This is a genomic window from Nonomuraea sp. NPDC050394 (genome assembly GCF_044459065.1).
GTDB lineage: Bacteria > Actinomycetota > Actinomycetes > Streptosporangiales > Streptosporangiaceae > Nonomuraea.
Genome location: NZ_JBITIO010000001.1, coordinates 465,681 through 485,767, shown reverse-complemented (window position 1 = coordinate 485,767; position 20,087 = coordinate 465,681). Strand labels below are relative to the sequence as shown.

The window sequence follows — 20,087 nt, the reverse complement described above, 5'->3', positions numbered from 1 at the left end:
CTACTTGCCGTCGACCTCGCCGTCGGAGACGTCCTCGACGGCGCGGAACAGGTCGGCTCGGACGTCCTGGATCTGCGGGATGTCACGCAGCGCGAGCTGCCCCTGGTCGCTGGCCGACTCCACGGTCAGCGTGCCGCAGCCCAGGATGCGCTCGGCGAACGACTGGTCGGAGCTGACCGAGTTGACCTTGGTCAGCGGGATCTCGTCGGTCGACTTGTTCAGCACGCCGGTGCTGATCGTGAAGCGGTGGGTGGTCAGGACGTAGCCGGTGTTCTTCCACTGCAGGTAGGGGATGAACGACCAGATCGTCAGCAGCAGGATCGCGACGACACCGATCGCGAGCCTGCCGTAGGTGGCGTACTGCCAGTCGCCGGGCACGAAGTAGATCGCGACCCCGGAGGCGATGACGATGAGCACCAGCGCGGCGAAGGGCGCGATCAGCCGCTTCCAGTGCGGGTTGAAGGCCCGGATGCGGCGCTCGCCCTGCGTCAAGTGGTGGTCTGGGAGAGTCATGCGGAAATCGTGCCACTCTATGGTGCCGGTCGCACGTGAACGACGTCACCCGCGCTCAACGTGTGACCCTTGCCGCCGGCCTCGACCTGCAGGTGGCCGTTCGGGTCGACGCCGGTGGCCACGCCCTCCAGGACGCGCTCGCCGGGCAGTTCGACCCTGATGCGGCGGCCGATCGTCGCGCAGGACGCCTGGTAGGCGGCGCGCAGCCCGCAGGCGTCGGCGTCGCCGTCGGCCTCGGTCCATTCGCGGTAGTGGATTTCCAGCTCGCGCAGGATCGCCCTGATCAGCGGGTCGCGGTCGACGCAGGCGGCCTGCTCGACGGCGAGCGAGGTGGCGGTCTCGACGGGCAGTTCGGCCGGCTGGAGCGAGACGTTGAGCCCCATCCCGATCACCACCGCGTCGTCGATCCGCTCGGCCAGCACCCCGGCCAGCTTGCGTTCGCCGATCAGCAGGTCGTTGGGCCACTTGAGCCGGACGTCGACCTCGGCCAGGCGGCGCACCGCGGAGGCGGCGGCCACGCCGAACAGCAACGGAAGCCAGCCGTGCCGGACCTGCGGGACCCTCGGGCGCAGCAGGACGGAGAACGTCAGGCCGGACCGCGCGGGCGCGTTCCACACCCGGCCCAGGCGGCCGCGGCCGGCGAGCTGGGTTTCCGCGACGAGCACGGCGCCCTGCTCGGCGCCGCCGCGGGCGGCCTGGGTGAGGTCCGCGTTGGTGGAGCCGGTGCTGTCGATGACGGTGATGCCGGTCCACAGGCCGCCGGGCCGTACCAGGGCGCGATTGAGCGCGCCCTGGGACAGAGGCGGGCGATCGAGGTCGGAGTAACGCGAGTCAGCCACGTCACCATCTTCCTACGGCCTGGTCCCCGGCTCGGCGCGGAGGGGAGAATGGGGAGATGAGCAAGCTTCTTGACCCGCGTAACTGGGCGTCTTGGCGGCCTTTCGGCATCGGCCTGCGCAAGCCCAACAACTACCTGGAGCTGTGGAAGGCGTTCAAGTCGGTCAAGGGCAACAGGCGTTACGCCTGGCGCATTCTCAACCAGGGGACCTGCGACGGCTGCGCGCTCGGGACCCAGGGCATGCGCGACTGGACGATGGACGAGATCCACCTGTGCAACATCCGGCTGCGCCTGCTGCCGCTCAACACGATGCCGGCGCTGAAGTACAAGGCGCTCAAGGACGTCTCCGGGCTTCATGGCAAGAAGAGCGCGGAGTTGCGGGAGCTGGGGCGGCTGCCGTACCCGATGATCAGGAGGGCGGGCGAGGCGGGCTTCACGCGCGTTTCGTGGGACGAGGCGCTGGAGGTGGCGGCGCGGCACCTGCGCGAGGCGCGCTTCGGCGTCTACCTGACCAGTCGCGGTGTGCCCAACGAGAACTACTTCGCGGCGCAGAAGGCGGTGCGCGCGATGGGCAGCAACAACGTCGACAACGCCGCGCGCATCTGCCACTCGCCCTCGACGGTGGCGCTGAAGCAGACGATCGGGGCGGCGGCCACGACCTGCTCCTACACCGACTGGATCGGCTCCGACCTGATCGTGTTCATCGGGTCGAACCCGTCAAACAACCAGCCGGTGGCGATGAAGTACCTCTACCACGCCAAGAAGGCCGGGACCCGGATCGCGATGGTCAACGCCTACCGCGAGCCGGGCATGGACAAGTACTGGGTGCCGTCCAACGCGGAGTCCGCGGTGTTCGGCACGAAGATCACCGACGAGTTCTTCGGCGTCAACGTGGGCGGTGACATCGGCTTCCTCAACGGGGTGCTCAAGCACCTGATCGAGAAGGGCTGGGTGGACGAGGAGTTCGTCCGCGCGCGCACGAAGGGCTTCGACGAGGTACGGCAGGCCGTCGCCGCCCAGTCGTGGGAGTCGCTCGAGGCGCTGTCCGGCTCCACCAGGGCCGAGATGTCGCGCATGGCGGAGCTGCTGGGCCGGGCCCGCTCGGCGGTGCTGGTGTGGTCGATGGGCATCACGCAGCACGCGTTCGGCGAGGACAACGTGCGCTCGATCGTGAACCTGGCGCTGGCACGCGGGTTCGTGGGGCGTGACAACTGCGGGCTGATGCCGATCCGGGGCCACAGCGGGGTGCAGGGCGGGGCGGAGATGGGCGCGTACGCGACGGGCCTGCCGGGTGGCCTGCCGATCAACCCGCCCAACGCCACGAAGTTCACGGACCTGTGGGGCTTCGAGGTGCCCAGCTCCCCCGGGCTCACCGCGACCGAGATGATCGACGCGGCGCACGCGGGCGAGCTGGACGTGCTGATCTCCTCCGGCGGCAACTTCCTGGAAGTGCTGCCCGATCCTGCCTACTGCCGCGAGGCGCTGTCGCGGCCCAAGCTGCGGGTGCACGTGGACATCGTGCTGTCCTCGCAGATGCTGGTGCCGAGCGCGGGCGACGTGCTGCTGCTGCCCGCGCAGACCCGCTACGAGATGGTCGGCGGCGTGACCGAGACCTCCACCGAGCGCCGCATCATCTTCTCGCCCGAGGTCGAGGGCCCGCGGATCGGCGAGGCGTGGCCGGAGTGGAAGATCTTCACCGAGCTGGCCGCCCGAGTCCGCCCGGAAATTTCCGGAAAAATCACCTATACGGGTACGCCCGACATCCGCGAGGACATCGAGCGGGCCGTCCCCTTCTACGCCGGAATCGCGGGCCTGCGGGTGTTCGGCGACAACGTCCAGTACGGCGGCCGCCACCTGTTCGCCGACGGCCGCTTCCAGACCGCCGACGGCCTGGCCGCCTTCTCCCCGGTCACGCCGCCCTCGCCGGAGCGCCCCGACGGGTCGTTCATGGTGGCCACGCGGCGCGGCAAGCAGTTCAACAGCATGGTCCACGAGCGCCGTGACGGCTTCAACGGCGCGATGCGCGAGGCCGTGCTCATGAGCGCCTACGACGCCGACCGTCTCGGCCTGCCCGACGGCGCGCCCGTGGAACTCACCGCGCTCGGCGGGCGGCAGCGGACCTACCGGGGCAAGGTGCTGCGGGCCCCGCTCATGCCGGGCAACCTGCAGATCCACTGGCCGGAGGGCAACGTGCTGCTCGACGAGTCCCGCCGCTCCCCCGACGCCAAGATCCCGGACTACAACGCCCTCGTCACGGTGAAGCAGCTATGAGCGAGCGCCCCGGGCCCACCACGCGCGTACGGATCCGGGAGATCACCGGGTCCGCCGCCCGCGACCGCCGCGACGACCTGGCCACCGAGGAGCCCCTGGAGATCCGCCTGCAGTCCGGCGGGGAGCGCAGGACCGCCGCGATCACCATGCGCACGCCGGGGCACGACTTCGAGCTGGCCGCCGGGTTCCTGCACGGCGAGGGGATCGCGGGGCCCGGTGAGATCGCGGCGATCGGCTACTGCACCGACGAGGACGTGCTGCCCGAGGCCCGCTACAACGTCGTCACCGTCCGGCTGAACACGCCGATTCCCGATCTGCCCGCGCTCGAACGCCACTTCCTCACCTCCAGCGCCTGCGGGATCTGCGGCTCGGCCAGCCTCGACGCGCTGCGGCACCGCTGCTCGCCGGTCGCGCCGCCGGAGCTGGGGCTGACCCAGGAGGTGCTGTACGGCCTGCCGTACCGGCTGCGGGAGTCGCAGGGGGTCTTCGGCAAGACCGGCGGCCTGCACGCGGCGGGCCTGTTCACGGCGGGCGGCGAGCTGGTGGCCACGCGCGAGGACGTGGGCCGGCACAACGCCGTGGACAAGCTGGTCGGCCGGGCGGGGCTGCGCGGTGAGCTGCCGCTGGCGGCGAACGTCCTCATGGTCAGCGGCCGGGCCAGCTACGAGATCATGCAGAAGGCGCTGGCCGCCGGCATCCCCGTGGTGTGCGCGGTCTCGGCCCCGTCGTCGCTGGCGGTGGACCTGGCGAGGGAGTTCGGCATGACGCTCGTGGGCTTCCTGCGTGGCGAGCGCTGCAACGTGTACGCGGGGGTGGAGCGCATCAAGGTCGCCTAAATGTGGAACAAAGCATTCCGTTCTGATAGAGTTCTTATCAGAACGGAATGCTTCGCTTCCCGAAGGAGACCTCCCATGGCCGAGATCCGCCCCTACCGCATCGACGTCCCCCAGGCCGACCTCGACGACCTGAAGGCCCGCCTGGCCAGGACCCGCTTCACCGACGAACTCCCCGACGCCGGCGAGGACTACGGCGTGAGCGCCGGCCGGGTCCGCCGCATGGTCGAGCACCTGCGCGACGTGTTCGACTGGCGCGCACTGGAGGCCAGGCTCAACGCCCACCCGCAGTTCACGACCGAGATCGACGGCCAGAACGTGCACTTCTTCCACATCCGCTCCGCCAAGGAGGACGCGCTCCCGCTGGTGCTGACCCACGGCTGGCCGGGCACCGCCCTGGAGTACGTCGAGGTGATCGAGCCCCTGTCGCGTGACTTCCACCTGGTCATCCCGTCCGTGCCCGGGTTCGGCTTCTCGGGCCCGACCACGGAGCGCGGCTGGAACGCCGCCCGCGTCGCGGCCGCCTGGGCCGAGCTGATGAAGCGCCTGGGCTACGACCGCTACGGCGCCGTGGGCAACGACGGCGGCTCGATCGTCACGCCGTACATCGGCAGGCTCGACCCCGAGCACGCCGTCGCCCTGCACGTCACCCAGATCTTCTCCTTCCCCTCCGGCGACCCGGCCGAGTTCGAGGGGCTGAGCGAGGAGGACATGGGCAGGGTCCGGTTCCTGCAGAGCTTCTGGGAGACCATGGGCGCCTTCAACACGATGCAGTCCCAGGCGCCGCAGACCCTCGCGCACGCCCTCGCCGACTCCCCCGCCGGCCTGCTCGGCTGGATGGGCCAGCTCATGGGCGAAGAGCTCGGCATCGACTGGGCGGTGAGCAACATCGCCGTCCACTGGCTGTACGGCACCGCCGCCTCCTCGGCCCGCTTCTACTACGAGAACGCCAAGCTGGAGCAGCCCGCCGAGCCGACCACCGTGCCGATCGGGCTGGCCAACTTCGCCAACGACTTCCAGTCGATCAGGCGCTTCGCCGAGCGCGACCACACGAACATCGCCCAGTGGAACTTCTACGACGTCGGCGGGCACTACGCCGCGCACGAGGTCCCGGAGGTGTTCGCGCAGGATGTGCGCGATTTCTTCGCGCGGTGGAACGCGGAATGAACCTTTCCGCATAGGGCCGTAGCTTCATGGCTACGGCCCTTTCGCATGAGGCGCGAGCCGCACTCGAAGATCTTGAAAAAGTAGTGGAATAAAGCATTCCGTTCTGTTAATGTTGGAACAGAACAAGCCGTTCCGATCCAGGAGGATCACCATGACCGTCCTCGACACCCGACCAGTGGCCGCAGCCGCCGCTCCCGAGCAGCCCGCGGCCTACAAGTGGCGCTGGCCGGCCCTGGCCGTGATCCTGTCCGGATCCGTCATGGAGCTGCTGGACGCCACGGTCACCCACATCGCGGGCCCGACCATGAGGAACGACTTCGGCGCCGGAAACGCGTTCATCCAGTGGCTGGGCGCCGCGTACATCCTGGCGATGACCGCGGGCCTGCTCACCGGCGGCCGGCTGGGCGACATCGTGGGACGCAGGCGGATGTTCCTCATCGGGATGATCGGCTTCACGGTCGGCTCGCTGCTCTGCGCGGTCTCCGTCTCGCCGGAGATGATCATCGCGGCCCGGGTCGTCCAGGGCCTGTTCGGCGCGGCCATGATCCCCCAGGGGATGGGGATGATGAAGGAGATGTTCCCGCCCAAGGAGCTGGCGAGCGCGTTCGGGCTGATGGGCCCGGTCATGGGACTGTCAGCCATCGGCGGCCCGATCCTGGCCGGGTGGCTGGTCAGCGCCGACCTGTTCGGCACCGGCTGGCGGATGATCTTCCTGATCAACCTGCCGATCGGCGTGGCGGCGGTCTTCGCGGCGCTGCGCTTCCTCCCGAAGACCCCGCCGATCGGCGGCGTCAAGCTCGACCTGCCCGGCGCGATCCTCGCCTCCGCCGCCGTCGTCCTGATGGTCTTCCCGCTGGTCCAGGGCCAGGAGCACGGCTGGCCCGCGTGGTCGTTCGCGCTGATGGCCGCCTCGGTCGTCACCCTCGTCGTCTTCGTCGCCTACGAGAAGCGCCGGGCCGCCCGCGGCGGCGACCCGCTGGTGGCGCCCTCGCTCTTCCGCAAGCCCGCGTTCCTGTCCGGCATGGCCGTCGGCACCGTCTACTTCGCCGCCTTCGGCGGGGTGTTCATGGTCATCGGCCTCTACACCCAGCTCATGCTCCACTACGACCCGCTGAAGGCCGCGCTGACCGGTGTCCCCTCCTCCCTCGGCATGATCGCGGGCATGATCGTCGCCCAGTCCGCCCAGCGCTTCGGCCGTAAGGTCCTGCTGGCCGGCGCCGTCATCATGGCCCTCGCGGTCGTGGCCCTGCTGATCGTGGCCGAGCCGGGCGTCACCCCCTGGCAGCTCGCTCCGGCCCTGCTGTTCGTCGGCCTCGGCAGCGGCATGATCATGGGCCCGTACTTCAACATCGTCCTGGCCGCGGTGGACCCGCAGGAGACCGGCTCGGCCTCCGGCACGCTGACCGCGCTCCAGCAGGTGGGCAACGCGCTCGGCCTGGCCGTACTCGGAACCGTCTTCTTCGGGACCGGCAGCGCCGAGATCACCTTCGCGGTCGCGGCGGGCATGATCGTGGTCACCTTCCTCGTCGGGCTGATGCTGCCCAAGCAGGCCCGTGAGGACGCCGAGTTCGTGCACTAGGGATTTCGGAAGAAGGGGCCCGGCGTTTTCGCCGGGCCCTTTCCGACTTTGGATGGAGCCGTCCACACCCTCGGACGGATGCGGGCCGCCCCGGCGGGTCCGTAGCGTCGCAGACATGACCACCACGGCGCCGGCCTTAAGGCGCATCCACGAGATCGACGCCGTCCGCGGCTTCGCGCTGGGCGGCATCCTCGTCGCGAACATCAGCTTCTTCGCCGACCCAGGGCTGTCCGTGGCCATCTCCAGCATGGACTTCAACCGCGACCCGGTGAGCCTGACGGTCCAGACGCTGGTGCTGACGAAGTTCTACGTCATCTTCTCGTTCATGTTCGGCTACTCCTTCACGATGCAGATGCGCTCGTGGGGCGAGAAGGTCAAGCCGCGGATGCTCCGCCGCTGCCTCGGGTTGTTCGTGCTCGGCGTCACCCAGGGCATCCTGCTCTGGATCGGCGACATCCTCACGCTCTACGCCGCGCTCGGCCTGATCCTGCTGGCGCTGCGCAACGTCCGGCCGAGAACCGCCGTCAAGATCGGCTGCTGGATCATCGGCGTCATGTCGGCGATCTGGCTCATCCTCGCGGGGCTGACCTTGCTCGACCCCTCGGCGGGCGTGACGACGCCGGCCGACCCCGCGGTCATGGCCGCCGCGCAGGCGCAGGTCACCGGCAGCCCGCTGAGCTTCCTGCAGTTCCAGCTGGAGACCTACCCGATGCTGGCGGCATTCATCTGGTTCGGCCAGGGCCCGATGGCGATGGCGTTGTTCCTGTTCGGCATGGCCGCGGGCAAGTCGCGGCTGCTGGAGGACCGCGAGCGCTGGGCGCGCTTCGTGCCGCGCGTCCTCTGGATCGGGTACGGGCTCGGCCTCCCGGCGGCCGTCTTCTTCACCTGGTCCAGCCACCACGAGGGCGCCCTGCAACTGGTCGGCCTGGCGCTCAACAACATCCTGTCCCTGCCGCTGGCCGCCGCCTACGTGGTGACGCTCCTGCTGCTGGTGCGGCGCCTGCCGGCGATCGGCGCCGCGCTCGCACCGGCGGGCAGGGCCGCCGCCTCCAACTACATCGGGCAGTCCATCCTGCAGTGCCTCGTCTTCACCGGTTACGGGCTGGGGCTCGGCGGCAGGCTGACGCCGATCGCGGTGATCGGCGTGGCCGCGGCGATCTACACCGTCCTGCTGCTGCTGAGCGCCTGGTGGATGCGCAACCACCGCTACGGCCCGATCGAACGGGGCCTGCGAGGGTTCACCCAGTATTCTGCAGACCCGCAGCCACTCCGTTGACCGACAGCAGGAGCAGCGTCGAGAGCCGCTCGGCCTCCCGCTCGGAGACCTCACCCTTGCGCAGCGCGGTGAGCGCCCTCAGCTGCAGGTGCGACAGGGCGTCGACGTAGGGGTCGCGCAGTTGCACCGCCCGCGAGAGGACCTTGCGGTTCTCCAGCAGCCGGGTGTGCCCGGTGACCTGAAGGACCAGCGTGCGGGTCAGGTCGTACTCGGCCATCACCTGCCCGGCGAAGTCGTTTCGGCCGCCGAGCGCGAGATAGCGCTCGGCGATCGAGCGGTCGGTCTTGGCCAGCGACATCTCGGCGTTGTCCAGCATCGCGTTGAACAACGGCCACTCCTCGTACGCCGCCCGCAGCTCCTCGACCGAGGCGACCGAGGCCAGCCCGGTGCCCAGGCCGTACCAGCCGGGCAGGTTCACCCGGGTCTGCGCCCAGGCGAACACCCACGGGATGGCCCGCAGGTCGTCCAGCGACCGTGGCGCCCCGAGCCCGCGCCGCGCCGGGCGGGAGCCGAGCCGCAGCGAGCCGATCTCCTCCAGCGGGCTGACCAGCGCGAACCATTCGGGGAAGCCCGGCGCCTCGGTCAGCGCGCGGTAGGCGCCCTCGGAGGCGGAGGCCACCTGCTCGGCCAGCGTACGGAAACGCGCGGCGGCAGCGGCGGTACGGCTGCCGTTGGTCGGCGAGGAGGCCAGCACCACGGCGTTGGCCACCTGCTCCATGTGCCGCCTGGCGATCGCCATGTGGCCGTAGCGGGCGAAGATCACCTCACCCTGCTCGGTCACCTTGAAGCGTCCGGCGACCGAGCCGGGCGCCTGCGCCAGCACGGCCCGATTGGCCGGGCCGCCGCCGCGGCCGAGCGCGCCGCCACGGCCGTGGAACAGGCGGAGCTTCACCTGGTTCTCGCGGGCCCACTCGGTGAGGCGTTCCTGGGTCTGGTAGAGCTTGAGCGTGGCCGCGGCCGGACCGAGTTCCTTGGCCGAGTCGGAGTAGCCCAGCATGATCTCCATGCGCCGCCCGGTGGTGGCCAGCCTGGTCTGGACCTTGGGGATCTCCAGCATGCCGGTGAGCACGCCGGGGGCGTTGTCGAGGTCCTGCCCCGACTCGAACAAGGGCACCACGTCGAGCACCGGCGCCCGCATGCCGAGCGCCGCCTCGGCCAGCTCGTAGACGGCGGCCACGTCGTCGGCCGAGCGGGTGAAGGAGACGACGTACCTGCAGCAGGCGTTCACGCCGAAGCGTTCCTGGATCCAGGAGATCACCCGGATCGTGGACAGGACCTCCTCGGTGATCGGCGACAAGTCACCGCCCGCCCTGATCTCCGCCAGGGCCGTCGCGTGCACCTGCGAGTGCTGGCGGACCTCCAGCTCGGCCAGATGGAAGCCGAACGTCTCCACCTGCCAGATCAGGTGCTGCAGCTCGCCGTACGCCTGCCGGGCCGCGTGCTTGGCCAGCGACTCCTGGGCCAGCCTGAGGTCGGCCAGCAGCTCGGCGGGCGCGCGGTAGGCCAGGTCGAGGTCGCGCTGGTTGGTGGCCGAGATGCGCGCGGCCACGTACAGCAGCCACTGGCGGTGCGGCTCCTGCGGCGAGCGGGTGGCCAGCTCGGAGACCAGGTCGGGGTGGGCGTCCTCGGCGGCGGAGATCGCCGAGCGCAGCTCACGCGACGGCGGGGCGTACTGGGCGTTGGCGGTGAGCGTGCGGGCGATGCGGGTGGTGGCGGTCTCCAGCGCGGTGAGCACGTGCTCGGCTTGGATGAGCACGGCCTCGCGGGTGACCTTCGCGGTCACGTTGGGGTTGCCGTCGCGGTCGCCGCCGATCCAGCTTCCGTAGCGGATGAACGGCCGCGCCAGCGGCGACCTGGTCCCGGCGCCCTCGCCGAGCGCCGCGTCCAGCGAGCGGTAGACCTGCGGCACCACCCGGAACAGGGTCTCATCGAAGGCGGCCATCGCGGTGCGTACCTCGTCGAGCGGGTCGAGTTTGGTGTCGCGCAGCTGGGCGGTGCGCCAGAGCAGGTCGATCTCCTCCAGCAGCCGCCGCAGGTTCTCCTCGCGCTCCGACGCGCCCCGGCCGGGCGCGTTGTACTCGGTCAGCTGGGTGCTGACGCGCTGGATCGCGGTGACGACCGCGCGCCTGCGCGCCTCCGTCGGGTGCGCGGTGAGCACCGGGTGCAGCTCCAGCTCCTCCACAAGCTCCTGCACGCGCGCGGTGCCGAGTTCCTGTACGGCGTGCGCCAGCGACTCCTTCAGCACCTCGCCCTCGGTGTCGCGCTCCCGGAGCGTCCTGATGCGGTAGTGCTCCTCGGCCAGGTTCGCCAGGTGGAAGTAGCAGGTGAAGGCCCGCGCGATGAGCACCGCCCGGTCGATCTCCCATTCGGCGACCATCGCGGCGATCTCGTCGGCGGAGGCCTCTCCTCTCCTGGCGGCGATCACGGCCTTGCGCAGCCGTTCGACGTCGGCCAGCAGGTCCTTGCCGCCCTGCTCGGCGATCACGTCGCCGAGCAGCCTGCCGAGCAGTTTCACGTCCCGGCGGAGCTCGTCCGGCATCTCGACGACGGCGGCGCTGCGGCGTTCAACTGCCTGGTCAGTCATGTTTCGAAGGGTACAGAGTGCCCGTGAACGAGCGCAGACCGGTCTCACCTAATGGACTAGACCACTGCTCACGTGGGACGGGACACCGCGGCCAGCACTTCGGGCATGCGCGCGTGACCCACCGTGGCGGCCAGCCTCCGGCCGAAGTACTCCACCGCGAAGCCGTACGGCAGGGCCGCCACGCTCACCCACGTCACCCCGAACACCACCGGCAACACCAGCGGCAGGCTCAGCCCGGCGATGCCGATCATGGCGGCGAACGACCCGGCGAACGCCTGCCCGCCCTGGCCCGGAGCGGCGCCGGTGAAGGCGTTGAGCCGGTCGGGCACCGTGTACGGCAGGATCACGCTGGTCATGGAGGCCACGCCGAGGCCCACGCCGTACACGCCCCATGCGGTCAGGACGGCGGGCAGGATGGCCGACGGCGTGCCCGCGAACAGGGAGACGGCCACAGTCATGAGGGCCAGCAGGGGCAGTGCGATGAGGGCCCCGGCCAGATGGCGGCCGGCCAGGTCGGTGCGCAGGCCGCGCTCGTCGCCGAACGCGACCGTGTTCATCCACAGGGAGCGGCCGTCGATGCCGAAGGCGTTGCACGACTGCAGCGCGAGCATCAGCGCGCCGAGACAGGCGGGCCCGATCACCAGCGGGAGGCCGCCGCCCCCGCCGGACTGACCGGTGATGGAGAAGGCGATCACGGCGGTGACCACGATCGAGGCGAACCAGCCCACGCGGAAGCGCGGGTCGCGGCGGATGTACTTGAGCTCCTTGGTGACCACGGCGGCGAGCGGGCCGTCGGGCAGGAAGCGGTCGATGATCCCGCTGGAGCGGCGGACGGAGGCCGACTGGGTGGAGGCGTCCGCGGTGACCAGCGCGTGGGCCAGCGCCTTGATCCAGAGCCAGCCGATCAGGACCACGAGGCCCGCGACGACGAGCAGTTCGGCCAGGCCGATCAGGCCGCCGTCGGCGATGGCGTGGGCGGCCAGGCCGGGCGGCGTCCAGCGGAGCACTCCGGCGGCGCCGCCGATGAGCGCGACCGGGTCGCCGAGCCCTCTGTTGGCGATGAGGTTGGGCAACTGGAACAGCAGCACCGCGAAGATCGCCGCCACGGCCAGCGCGTCCCGGCCGCGGCGCGAGCGCAGCGCGCCGGACAGGGCCGTGGTGATCAGCCTGGAGGTGACCAGGCAGAGCGCGAACTGAAGAAGCACCGCCACGACGCCGACGAGCACGCCGCCGATCCCGCTCGCCAGGCCCACCAGCGCGCCGATCGTGATGATCAGGGTGGCGGCGGGCCAGACGCCGGTCGCCGAGGCGGCGAACATGCCGACGGCCAGTTGCCCCGTGCGCAGGGGGAACAGCGAGAGCCTGGCCGGGTCGAGCGTGTCGTCCAGCCCGAACGCCAGCAGCGGGACGATCGCCCAGCCGATCCAGAACATCGTGAACGCGAGGACGGCCAGGTTGGTGGCCATGGCGGGCTCGGCCAGACGCAGCAGGCTCATCAGCAGGAACCCGAGACCCGCCACGGCGATCGCGGCGAGCAGGGTGAAGACGAAGCCCAGCTTGCGCGCGAGATCCCCGCGCAGGTTCCCGGCGACCAGCCTCAGCTTGAGCCGCGCGAACAGCAGCGCCGTGCTCACCGCTCACCGCCGGTGCTGGGGCTCTCCTCCGCTGTGTCCACCGTGGCGCCGTTGGCGCCGAGCCAGGTCAGGCCCGCGTCACCGGCCTGCCTGGGACCACCGACGAGGTCGAGGAAGGCCTGGTTGAGTGTACGGTCGCCGCGTACCTGGGCCAGCGGGCCCTGGGCCACGATGTGACCGGCGCTCATCACCGACACCCAGTCGCACAGCCGCTCCACGAGGTCCATGACGTGGCTGGAGAAGATGACCGTCGAGCCGGAGGCGGTGAAGCGCCGGAGCACGTCGGTCAGGGTGTTGGCGCTGACCGGGTCGACGCCCTCGAACGGCTCGTCCAGGAACAGGACCGAGGGGTTGTGCAGCAGCGCGGCGGCCAGGCCGATCTTCTTGCGCATGCCGGTGGAGTAGTCGACGACGAGCTTGTCGGCGGCCTCGCGCAGGTCCATGACGCCCAGGAGTTCCTCGGTGCGCTGCTCGACCTCGGCCATGGGGATGGCGCGCAGCCGTCCGTTGTAGTGGAGCAGTTCGCGGCCGGACAGGCGCTCGAACAGCCGCAGGCCCTCCGGCAGCACGCCGACCCTGGCCTTGACCTGGACCGGATCTCGCCAGACGTCCAGGCCGTCGATCACCGCCCTGCCGCCGTCCGGGCGCAGCAGCCCGGTGATCATGCTGAGCGTGGTGGTCTTGCCCGCGCCGTTGGGCCCGACCAGGCCGGCGAAACTTCCCGCCGGCACCACCAGGTCCACTCCCGCGACCGCGATCTGCTGGCCGTAGCGCTTGAAGAGCCCCTGCGTGCGAACCGCCTCCGTCATGGAACCAGCGTAGAAGGAGGGATTAACCTTCTGGGCATGAGTGCTGCTGAGGAATTGCCGGAACTGCCGGATATTCACACCACCGCCGGCAAGATCGCCGACCTTGAGCGCAGGCTGGACGAGGCCGCGCACGCGGGGTCCGCGGCGGCGGTGGAAAAGCAGCACGCCAGAGGCAAGATGACCGCGCGCGAGCGGGTTGTAGCGCTTTTGGATGAGGGTTCGTTCGTGGAGTTCGACGAGTTCGCGCGGCACCGCTCGACCATGTTCGGGCTGGAGGGCAAGCGGCCTTACTCCGACGGAGTGATCACCGGATACGGCACGGTCGACGGCCGTCAGGTGTGCGTCTTCTCACAGGACGTGACGGTTTTCGGGGGCTCGCTGGGTGAGGTCTACGGCGAGAAGATCGTGAAAATTCTGGATATGGCGATCAAGACCGGCTGCCCGATCATCGGGATCAACGAGGGCGGCGGCGCGCGTATCCAGGAGGGCGTGGTCGCGCTCGGCCTCTACGCCGAGATCTTCAAGCGCAACGTGCACGCCTCCGGCGTGATCCCGCAGATCTCGCTGATCATGGGCGCGGCGGCGGGCGGGCACGTCTACTCCCCGGCGCTGACCGACTTCGTGGTCATGGTCGACCAGACCTCGCACATGTTCATCACCGGCCCGGACGTCATCAAGACGGTCACCGGCGAGGAGGTGACGTTCGAGGAGCTCGGCGGCGCCCACACGCACAACACCAGGTCCGGCGTGGCCCACTACCTGGCCACCGACGAGGACGACGCGCTGGAGTACGTGAAGGCGCTGCTGTCGTACCTGCCCTCCAACAACCTGGACGAGGCCCCCGCCTACGAGGCCGTCGCCGCCCTGGAACCGGACCCGGAGCTCGACACGCTCATCCCCGACTCGGCCAACCAGCCCTACGACATGCACCTGGTCATCGAGCACGTGCTGGACGACGGTGAGTTTCTTGAGGTCCACGCGCAGTTCGCGCCCAATGTGGTGGTCGGCTACGGCAGGGTGGACGGCCATCCCGTAGGGGTCGTGGCCAACCAGCCGATGCATTTCGCGGGATGCCTCGATATCAACGCATCCGAGAAGGCCGCACGATTTATCCGAACATGCGATGCATTTAATATCCCGATCGTGACTTTTGTTGATGTCCCGGGATTCCTTCCGGGCACCGACCAGGAATGGAACGGCATCATCCGGCGCGGCGCCAAGCTTCTCTACGCTTACGCCGAGGCCACCGTCCCGCTCGTCACGATCATCACCCGCAAGGCGTACGGCGGGGCGTACGACGTCATGGGATCCAAGCATCTCGGCGCCGACATCAACCTGGCGTGGCCCACCGCCCAGATCGCGGTCATGGGCGCCCAGGGAGCCGTCAACATCCTCTACCGCCGCGAACTGGCCTCCGCCGGCGACCCCGACGCCGAGCGCGCCCGGCTCGTCACCGAATACGAAGACACGCTGGCCAATCCGTATATCGCCGCTGAGCGGGGTTATGTCGATGCCGTAATCCGTCCATCGGACACCCGGCCGCAAGTGGTGAAGGCTCTGCGGGCCCTACGTAACAAGCGTGCCTCGCTACCGCCTAAGAAGCATGGGAACATCCCGTTGTGATGGATGCCCGCAGCGCAGCGAGGACATCCGTCACAACGCACGAGCGAAGCGAGTCAAACAACACCGTGATGGATCCACGGCGGAGCGAGCGAAAGAGCACTGTGACAGCGCATCTGAAAGTCGTGCGGGGCGATGCGACGCCCGAGGAGATCGCCGCTCTGGTCACCGTCCTGACCACGCGGCAACCGGAACCCACGCATACGCCGGGCCGTAAGCCCGAAACTTGGCGAAACCCAGCCCGAGCCATGCGTAGGCGACTCGTGCCAGGGAAGTCGGCTTGGCGGTTGAGCGCCCTACCCTAGATGGATCCCTGGAATCGGGTGTCAACTTCCCCGAGAGTTGGGACTATCTAGAAAAGTAGGCGTATATAGTCAGCCGATCAACTAAGGCCGCGGCCTGGAGGACGACATGCCCATCCCAGACCTCACGCCGCATCCTGTGGCAGCGAAGTACGCCGTCCTGGTGGATGTCGGTTATCTGTATGCCGCCGCAGGTGAAGTGCTGCTTGGCGCGAAGGAACGCAAGGAATATCGGGTTGCGGCGGATGAGCTCATCCAGAGCCTCCAGAAACATGCAATGGAACGTATTTCCGGAGAACTGCTGCGGATCTATTGGTATGACGCCGCACGCGACCGAGTGCCCACCGTCGATCAGCGAGTGATCGCACAGTTGCCCTGGGTGAAGGTACGACTGGGCAACCTCAACGCGCGTGGCCAGCAGAAGGGCGTGGACGCTCAGATCAGGAGCGACCTTGAAGCGCTGGCCAGGCATCACGCGGTGACCGACACGATCCTGCTGGCGGGCGATGAGGACATGGTGCCCGCCGTCGAGGCCGCGCAGGCCTACGGAGTGCGGATACATCTGTGGGGCGTCGAACCCCCTTATGGCACCAACCAGGCCGAGCGGCTCGTGTGGGAGTCCGACACCGTTGAAGTGATTTCTGCAGATTTCCTGAGACCCTTTTTCAGCCGCGCACCGCAGCCCGTCCCGGTCACTCCGCCGGCCGCGGCGCCGTCGCCCGCCACTGTCTTCGCCGGTCGCCCCGCCACCCCGAAGCCGCAGGTCAAGCCCGGTCAGGTGGCCAAGCTCGGCCCGTCGCGGCCGCGCGTGGAGGACGTGGGCGAGCACGTGGCGCAGAAGTGGATTCTCACCCGTGGCCGCGACAACATCCGCGACCTGCTGCCGGGGCCGATCCTGCCGACGGTCATCGACACCGAGCTGCTCATAGAGGCGGAGAAGGAGCTCGGGCACTCGTTGCGCCCCTACCCGGAGGCGCGGGTGTGGCTGCGTGACGGGTTCTGGGCCCGGGTCTACCGGGAGTTCGACCTAGGCGTGGGCGTCTCCAGCAAGTAGGGCCTCGGCGACAGCCGTACGGGCATAGAGGACATAGCGGCCCGTGCGGTGGGCGCTGCACAGACCTGCTCTGCGCAGCGCGGTGAGGTGCTGGCTGGCGCCCGGCTCCGACAGGCCGGTGCGCACGGCCAGCTCGCGCGTCGAGGCGGGCTGGTCGAGCGAGGCCAGCAGGCGGGCGCGGGTGCGGCCGAGCACGGCCGCCAGCGCCTGTGGCGGGTCGCTCTCGCGGTGCTCCCACAGCGTGGCGATGCCGCGCGGCGAGTAGCGCAGCGTCGGCTGGAACGGCGGCACGGTGATGGAGAAGATCCTCGGCCAGGTGAAGACCGACGGCACCAGCAGCAGGCCGCGCCCGTCGAGCGCGCGCGTGCCGTGGCAGAACCGGTGGTCAAGGCGCAGGCGCTCGCCCTGCCAGCGCACGTTCTCGTCGAGGCCGGTCAGCATGCCGCGTACGCCGTCCTGCGTCAGCGCCTTGGCGCGGTAGAGCACGTCGCCCTCGCACAGGCTGCGGATGCGCGGCCAGTAGGGGGCGATGGCGGCCGCCCAGTACGCCCGGATCTCTCCGGCCAGCCGGGCCAGACCGGCGGCGGGGTCGTCGTGGAGTGCCTGGATCCTGGGGGTTCGCGGGCCGCCGTGGCGCCAGGTGTCGAGCTGGTCGCGTACCTCGTGCTCGGCGGCGAGCAGTCCCGCCAGCTCCAGCTCCAGGTCCGGTACGGCGGTGGCGGGCGGCGGGCTGATGAAGCAGACCAGGGAGATCGTCGGCACCGGGACCAGGTCGGACAGCAGTCTCCAGTCCACGTCGGCCAGGCGGCGGCGTACCCGCTCGGCCCAGGGGCGGTTGAGGCCGGTCGGCTCCTTGAGCACGCGGACGCTGGCCACGACCTCCCACAGCGGAGAGATCGCGAAGCGGGTGTTGGCCACGTCCTCGGCGGTGAAGGACAGATCGAGGGTCATTCGATTCGCTGCTCACTTAATCAATCGCGGCAATGGATGGTAGTTCACCATCGTGGGCGGCGTGAAGACAACCTCGTTGCTGCTTGAGCCCGGATTCCGGAACCTGTATCTCGGCTCGGCCGTGAGCGCGTTCGGGGCCCAGGTGGGATATGTCGCCCTGCCGCTGCTGGCCGTGACCACGCTGCACGCGGGCGCCGGTCAGGTGGGGCTGCTCAGCGCGCTGGCCACGATCTCGGTGCTCGTCGTCGGGCTGCCGGCCGGGGCGTGGATCGACCGGATGCGCAAGAAACCCCTGATGATCGTGGCCGATCTTGTGCGGGCCGTCCTGCTGGCCTCGGTGCCCGTGACCGCCTGGCTGGGCGGGCTGACGATGGAGCACCTGTACGCCGTGGCCGCGCTGACCGGTGTGGGCACGCTCTTCTTCGACGTGGCCGCCCAGAGCCTCGTGCCCAGGCTGGTCGGCAGGGAGCGGCTCACCGAGGCCAACTCGCTGCTGGTCGGCACGAACGCGGCCATGGACATCTCCGGCCGCAGCTTCGCCGGGGTGCTCGTCGGCGCGGCGGGCGCCCCGGCGGCCGTGCTTCTGAACGCGGCCGGCTACCTCGGCTCGGCGTTGTTCCTGCGCGGGGTGCCCGCCATCGAGACCCCGCCCGCTCACGGCCCACGGCACAAGCTGGCCACGCAGATCGGCGAGGGCGTGCGCTTCGTCCTCGGTCACGCCACGCTGCGGCCGATCGTGCTGCAGGGCGCGATGACGAACCTGGGCTTTCCGCTGTACTCGGTGCTGCTGCCGGTGCTCGTCGTCTCCCAGCTCGGCTACCCCGAGTGGGTGCTCGGCCTGTACCTGGCCGTCGGCGGCGTCGGCACGCTGGCCGGCTCGGCCACCGCCCACCACGTCGGCGGCCGCCTCGGGCGCGGCCGCGCGGTGTGGATCGTCTCCTTGATCACGACCCCCGCGTCGCTGCTGGTCCCGCTGCTGAACGACGGCGCGTGGATCTGGGTCTCGGCCGCCGCCTGGTTCGCGCTCACCTACCGCACCGGACTCAACAACGTGCTGCTGGTCAGCTTCCGCCAGCGCGTGACGCCGGATGAGATGCTCGGGCGCGTGAACGCCACCATGCGCCTCATCCTCATGGGCGCCGTCGGCATCGGCGGCCTGCTCGCGGGCCTGGTCGGCGAGCTGTGGGGGGTGCGCGCCGCGCTCTGGGCGGGCGCGCTGTTCATGTCCCTCAGCTGGGTGCCGATCTACTTCTCGCCGCTGCGCGCCGAGCGCTGAGTCACCAGCCGATCTCGTCGCAGCCCTTGTGGTTGGCGGGCTCCACCTGCAACGTCGCGTGCGCGACCCCATGCCGGGCGCGCAGCACGTCACGAGCCTGATCCAGTACGGCGTGGCTGCGCGACTCCTCGGCGACCAGGTGCGCGGTCGCCACGTGCATGCCGGAGGTGAGCGTCCACAGGTGCAGGTCGTGGACGTCCTCGACGCCTTCGATGGCCGCCAGGTCGCCCGCGACCTCGTCGGCGCTCATGCCCTCCGGCACGTGCTGGCCGAGCACCGCGAAGACCTGCCTGCCCAGGCCGACGGCCCGGATGGCGACGAACGCGCCGATGGCCAGCGCCACGAGCGTGTCCCAGACGGGGTTGCCGGTGGAGGAGACGAGCCAGCCGGCCACGATGACGCCGACCGAGCCGGCCGTGTCGGCCATGACCTCCAGGTAGGCGCCCTTGACGTTGAGGCTCTCCGAGGCGCCGCTGCGCAGCAGGAACAGCGCGACCAGGTTGATCAGGAGGCCGATGGCGCCGACGATCATCATCGGGCCGGTGGAGATCTCGGCCTGCTCGCCGATCCGGCCGATCGCCTCGACCACCACGTACACGGCGACGCCGATCATCAGCGCGACGGCGAGAAGCGAGGCGAAGACCTCGGCGCGGTAGGAGCCGTAGCTGCGCCGGCCGGTGGTGTCCGGTCTGCTCGCGATCCGCGTGGCCACCAGGGCCGCGCCGAGCGTCACCACGTCCGCGGCCATGTGCCCGGCGTCGGACAGCAGCGACAGCGAGCCGGTGATCAGTCCGAAGATCAGCTCGACCACGAAGAACGAGCCGATCAACGCGAAGGAGACGACCAGCCGCCAGCGATGCTTGGCGCCCGCGTGACCGTGTCCGTGTCCCGCTCCCATCAGTCGTTCCCTCCACGCTCGGGATGAATGGCCTGAGTGTGCCCGGTGTGGGCGATCGCCAAATCAAGCAGCATCCGCACGTGCGCGTCCTCCAATCGGTAGTAGGCCATGCGGCCGGCGCGGCGGACCGCGACGACCCGGTGCGCGCGCAGGAGCCGCAGGGCGTGGGAGACGGCAGATTCGCTCTGGCCCGTCACCGCGGCGAGGTCGCACACGCACAGTTCGCCATCCAGGAGGGCGAGCAGCAGCCGCAGCCGGTTGGGGTCGCCGAGGAGCCCGAACACCTCTGCCGTGTCGGCGAGGTCTTCCTGGCCCGGCATCCGCGAGCGCACGGACTCCACCCGTGGCGCGTCCACGACCCTTACCGTGCAGCCATCGATCTGCACCTCTGAATAGCTGTTCATATGAGAAGGTTAGCGGAAATTCTCCTCTTCCTGTCAATGCATACGTCTGATTTCCGCCAGTCGCCAATCCTGTCCGGC

The 20,087-nt window shown here is 69.7% G+C and carries 17 protein-coding genes; 9 read left to right on the top strand and 8 right to left on the bottom strand.

What is annotated here, in order from left to right:
• Together ACIBKY_RS02460 and ACIBKY_RS02455 are read right to left on the bottom strand one after the other, a co-directional pair.
• Complete coding sequence (locus ACIBKY_RS02460) at positions 1 to 513, bottom strand: PH domain-containing protein (protein WP_397093793.1); 513 nt, start codon at positions 511 to 513, stop codon at positions 1 to 3.
• Between the two features lie 17 nt (positions 514 to 530).
• Positions 531 to 1,352: a biotin--[acetyl-CoA-carboxylase] ligase gene (locus ACIBKY_RS02455; protein ID WP_397093792.1), complete on the bottom strand. Its 822-nt coding sequence runs from the start codon at positions 1,350 to 1,352 to the stop codon at positions 531 to 533.
• 56 nt (positions 1,353 to 1,408) lie between these two features.
• On the opposite strand from ACIBKY_RS02455, the gene ACIBKY_RS02450 reads away from it, so the two are divergent.
• From ACIBKY_RS02450 to ACIBKY_RS02430, 5 genes are all read left to right on the top strand, one after another.
• The gene (locus tag ACIBKY_RS02450) at positions 1,409 to 3,622 is read left to right on the top strand and encodes an FdhF/YdeP family oxidoreductase (protein ID WP_397093791.1); all 2,214 of its coding nucleotides are present in this window, start codon (positions 1,409 to 1,411) and stop codon (positions 3,620 to 3,622) included.
• Positions 3,619 to 4,458, top strand: a complete 840-nt coding sequence (gene fdhD, locus ACIBKY_RS02445) for a formate dehydrogenase accessory sulfurtransferase FdhD (RefSeq protein ID WP_397093790.1) — start codon at positions 3,619 to 3,621, stop codon at positions 4,456 to 4,458. Before ACIBKY_RS02450 ends, fdhD begins: the two co-directional genes overlap by 4 nt.
• A 75-nt stretch (positions 4,459 to 4,533) precedes the next feature.
• Positions 4,534 to 5,622 carry an epoxide hydrolase family protein gene (locus ACIBKY_RS02440; RefSeq protein ID WP_397093789.1) on the top strand — a complete coding sequence of 363 codons (1,089 nt, stop codon included), beginning with the start codon at positions 4,534 to 4,536 and terminating at the stop codon, positions 5,620 to 5,622.
• Positions 5,623 to 5,773: 151 nt separating this feature from the next.
• The gene (locus ACIBKY_RS02435; RefSeq protein ID WP_397093788.1) at positions 5,774 to 7,201 is read left to right on the top strand and encodes an MFS transporter; all 1,428 of its coding nucleotides are present in this window, start codon (positions 5,774 to 5,776) and stop codon (positions 7,199 to 7,201) included.
• A gap of 115 nt (positions 7,202 to 7,316) precedes the next feature.
• Positions 7,317 to 8,477, top strand: a complete 1,161-nt coding sequence (locus ACIBKY_RS02430) for a DUF418 domain-containing protein (RefSeq protein ID WP_397093786.1) — start codon at positions 7,317 to 7,319, stop codon at positions 8,475 to 8,477.
• On the opposite strand, the gene ACIBKY_RS02425 is transcribed toward ACIBKY_RS02430, so the two are convergent.
• From ACIBKY_RS02425 to ACIBKY_RS02415, 3 genes are all read right to left on the bottom strand, one after another.
• A complete protein-coding gene (locus ACIBKY_RS02425) occupies positions 8,440 to 11,061 on the bottom strand; it encodes a phosphoenolpyruvate carboxylase (protein ID WP_397093784.1) in 2,622 nt (873 codons plus the stop codon). The two genes, ACIBKY_RS02430 and ACIBKY_RS02425, sit on opposite strands and share 38 nt — an antisense overlap.
• A gap of 68 nt (positions 11,062 to 11,129) precedes the next feature.
• Positions 11,130 to 12,695 carry a hypothetical protein gene (locus ACIBKY_RS02420; RefSeq protein WP_397093783.1) on the bottom strand — a complete coding sequence of 522 codons (1,566 nt, stop codon included), beginning with the start codon at positions 12,693 to 12,695 and terminating at the stop codon, positions 11,130 to 11,132.
• Positions 12,692 to 13,504 carry an ABC transporter ATP-binding protein gene (locus ACIBKY_RS02415; RefSeq protein WP_397093782.1) on the bottom strand — a complete coding sequence of 271 codons (813 nt, stop codon included), beginning with the start codon at positions 13,502 to 13,504 and terminating at the stop codon, positions 12,692 to 12,694. Before ACIBKY_RS02415 ends, ACIBKY_RS02420 begins: the two co-directional genes overlap by 4 nt.
• 36 nt (positions 13,505 to 13,540) lie before the next feature.
• Between ACIBKY_RS02415 and ACIBKY_RS02410 the strand changes: the two genes are divergently transcribed.
• The 3 genes from ACIBKY_RS02410 (at position 13,541) to ACIBKY_RS02400 (ending at position 16,480) form a co-directional block, all read left to right on the top strand.
• Positions 13,541 to 15,127: an acyl-CoA carboxylase subunit beta gene (locus ACIBKY_RS02410; protein ID WP_397093780.1), complete on the top strand. Its 1,587-nt coding sequence runs from the start codon at positions 13,541 to 13,543 to the stop codon at positions 15,125 to 15,127.
• Positions 15,127 to 15,429 carry an acyl-CoA carboxylase subunit epsilon gene (locus tag ACIBKY_RS02405; protein WP_397095430.1) on the top strand — a complete coding sequence of 101 codons (303 nt, stop codon included), beginning with the start codon at positions 15,127 to 15,129 and terminating at the stop codon, positions 15,427 to 15,429. The genes ACIBKY_RS02410 and ACIBKY_RS02405 overlap by 1 nt, the downstream gene beginning before the upstream one ends.
• Before the next feature lie 106 nt (positions 15,430 to 15,535).
• Positions 15,536 to 16,480: an NYN domain-containing protein gene (locus tag ACIBKY_RS02400; protein WP_184957816.1), complete on the top strand. Its 945-nt coding sequence runs from the start codon at positions 15,536 to 15,538 to the stop codon at positions 16,478 to 16,480.
• On the opposite strand, the gene ACIBKY_RS02395 is transcribed toward ACIBKY_RS02400, so the two are convergent.
• On the bottom strand, positions 16,454 to 17,431 hold the full coding sequence (locus ACIBKY_RS02395; RefSeq protein ID WP_397093778.1) for a DUF5937 family protein: 978 nt from the start codon (positions 17,429 to 17,431) through the stop codon (positions 16,454 to 16,456). The genes ACIBKY_RS02400 and ACIBKY_RS02395 overlap by 27 nt on opposite strands.
• A 61-nt stretch (positions 17,432 to 17,492) precedes the next feature.
• Here ACIBKY_RS02395 and ACIBKY_RS02390 point away from each other — a divergent pair, with 61 nt between their 5' ends.
• Positions 17,493 to 18,707: an MFS transporter gene (locus tag ACIBKY_RS02390; RefSeq protein WP_397093777.1), complete on the top strand. Its 1,215-nt coding sequence runs from the start codon at positions 17,493 to 17,495 to the stop codon at positions 18,705 to 18,707.
• 1 nt (position 18,708) lies between these two features.
• Here ACIBKY_RS02390 and ACIBKY_RS02385 read toward each other — a convergent pair whose 3' ends face one another.
• A complete protein-coding gene (locus ACIBKY_RS02385; protein ID WP_397093776.1) occupies positions 18,709 to 19,605 on the bottom strand; it encodes a cation diffusion facilitator family transporter in 897 nt (298 codons plus the stop codon).
• Positions 19,605 to 20,009, bottom strand: a complete 405-nt coding sequence (locus tag ACIBKY_RS02380) for a metalloregulator ArsR/SmtB family transcription factor (protein ID WP_184957820.1) — start codon at positions 20,007 to 20,009, stop codon at positions 19,605 to 19,607. The genes ACIBKY_RS02385 and ACIBKY_RS02380 overlap by 1 nt, the downstream gene beginning before the upstream one ends.
• Positions 20,010 to 20,087: the final 78 nt, after the last annotated feature.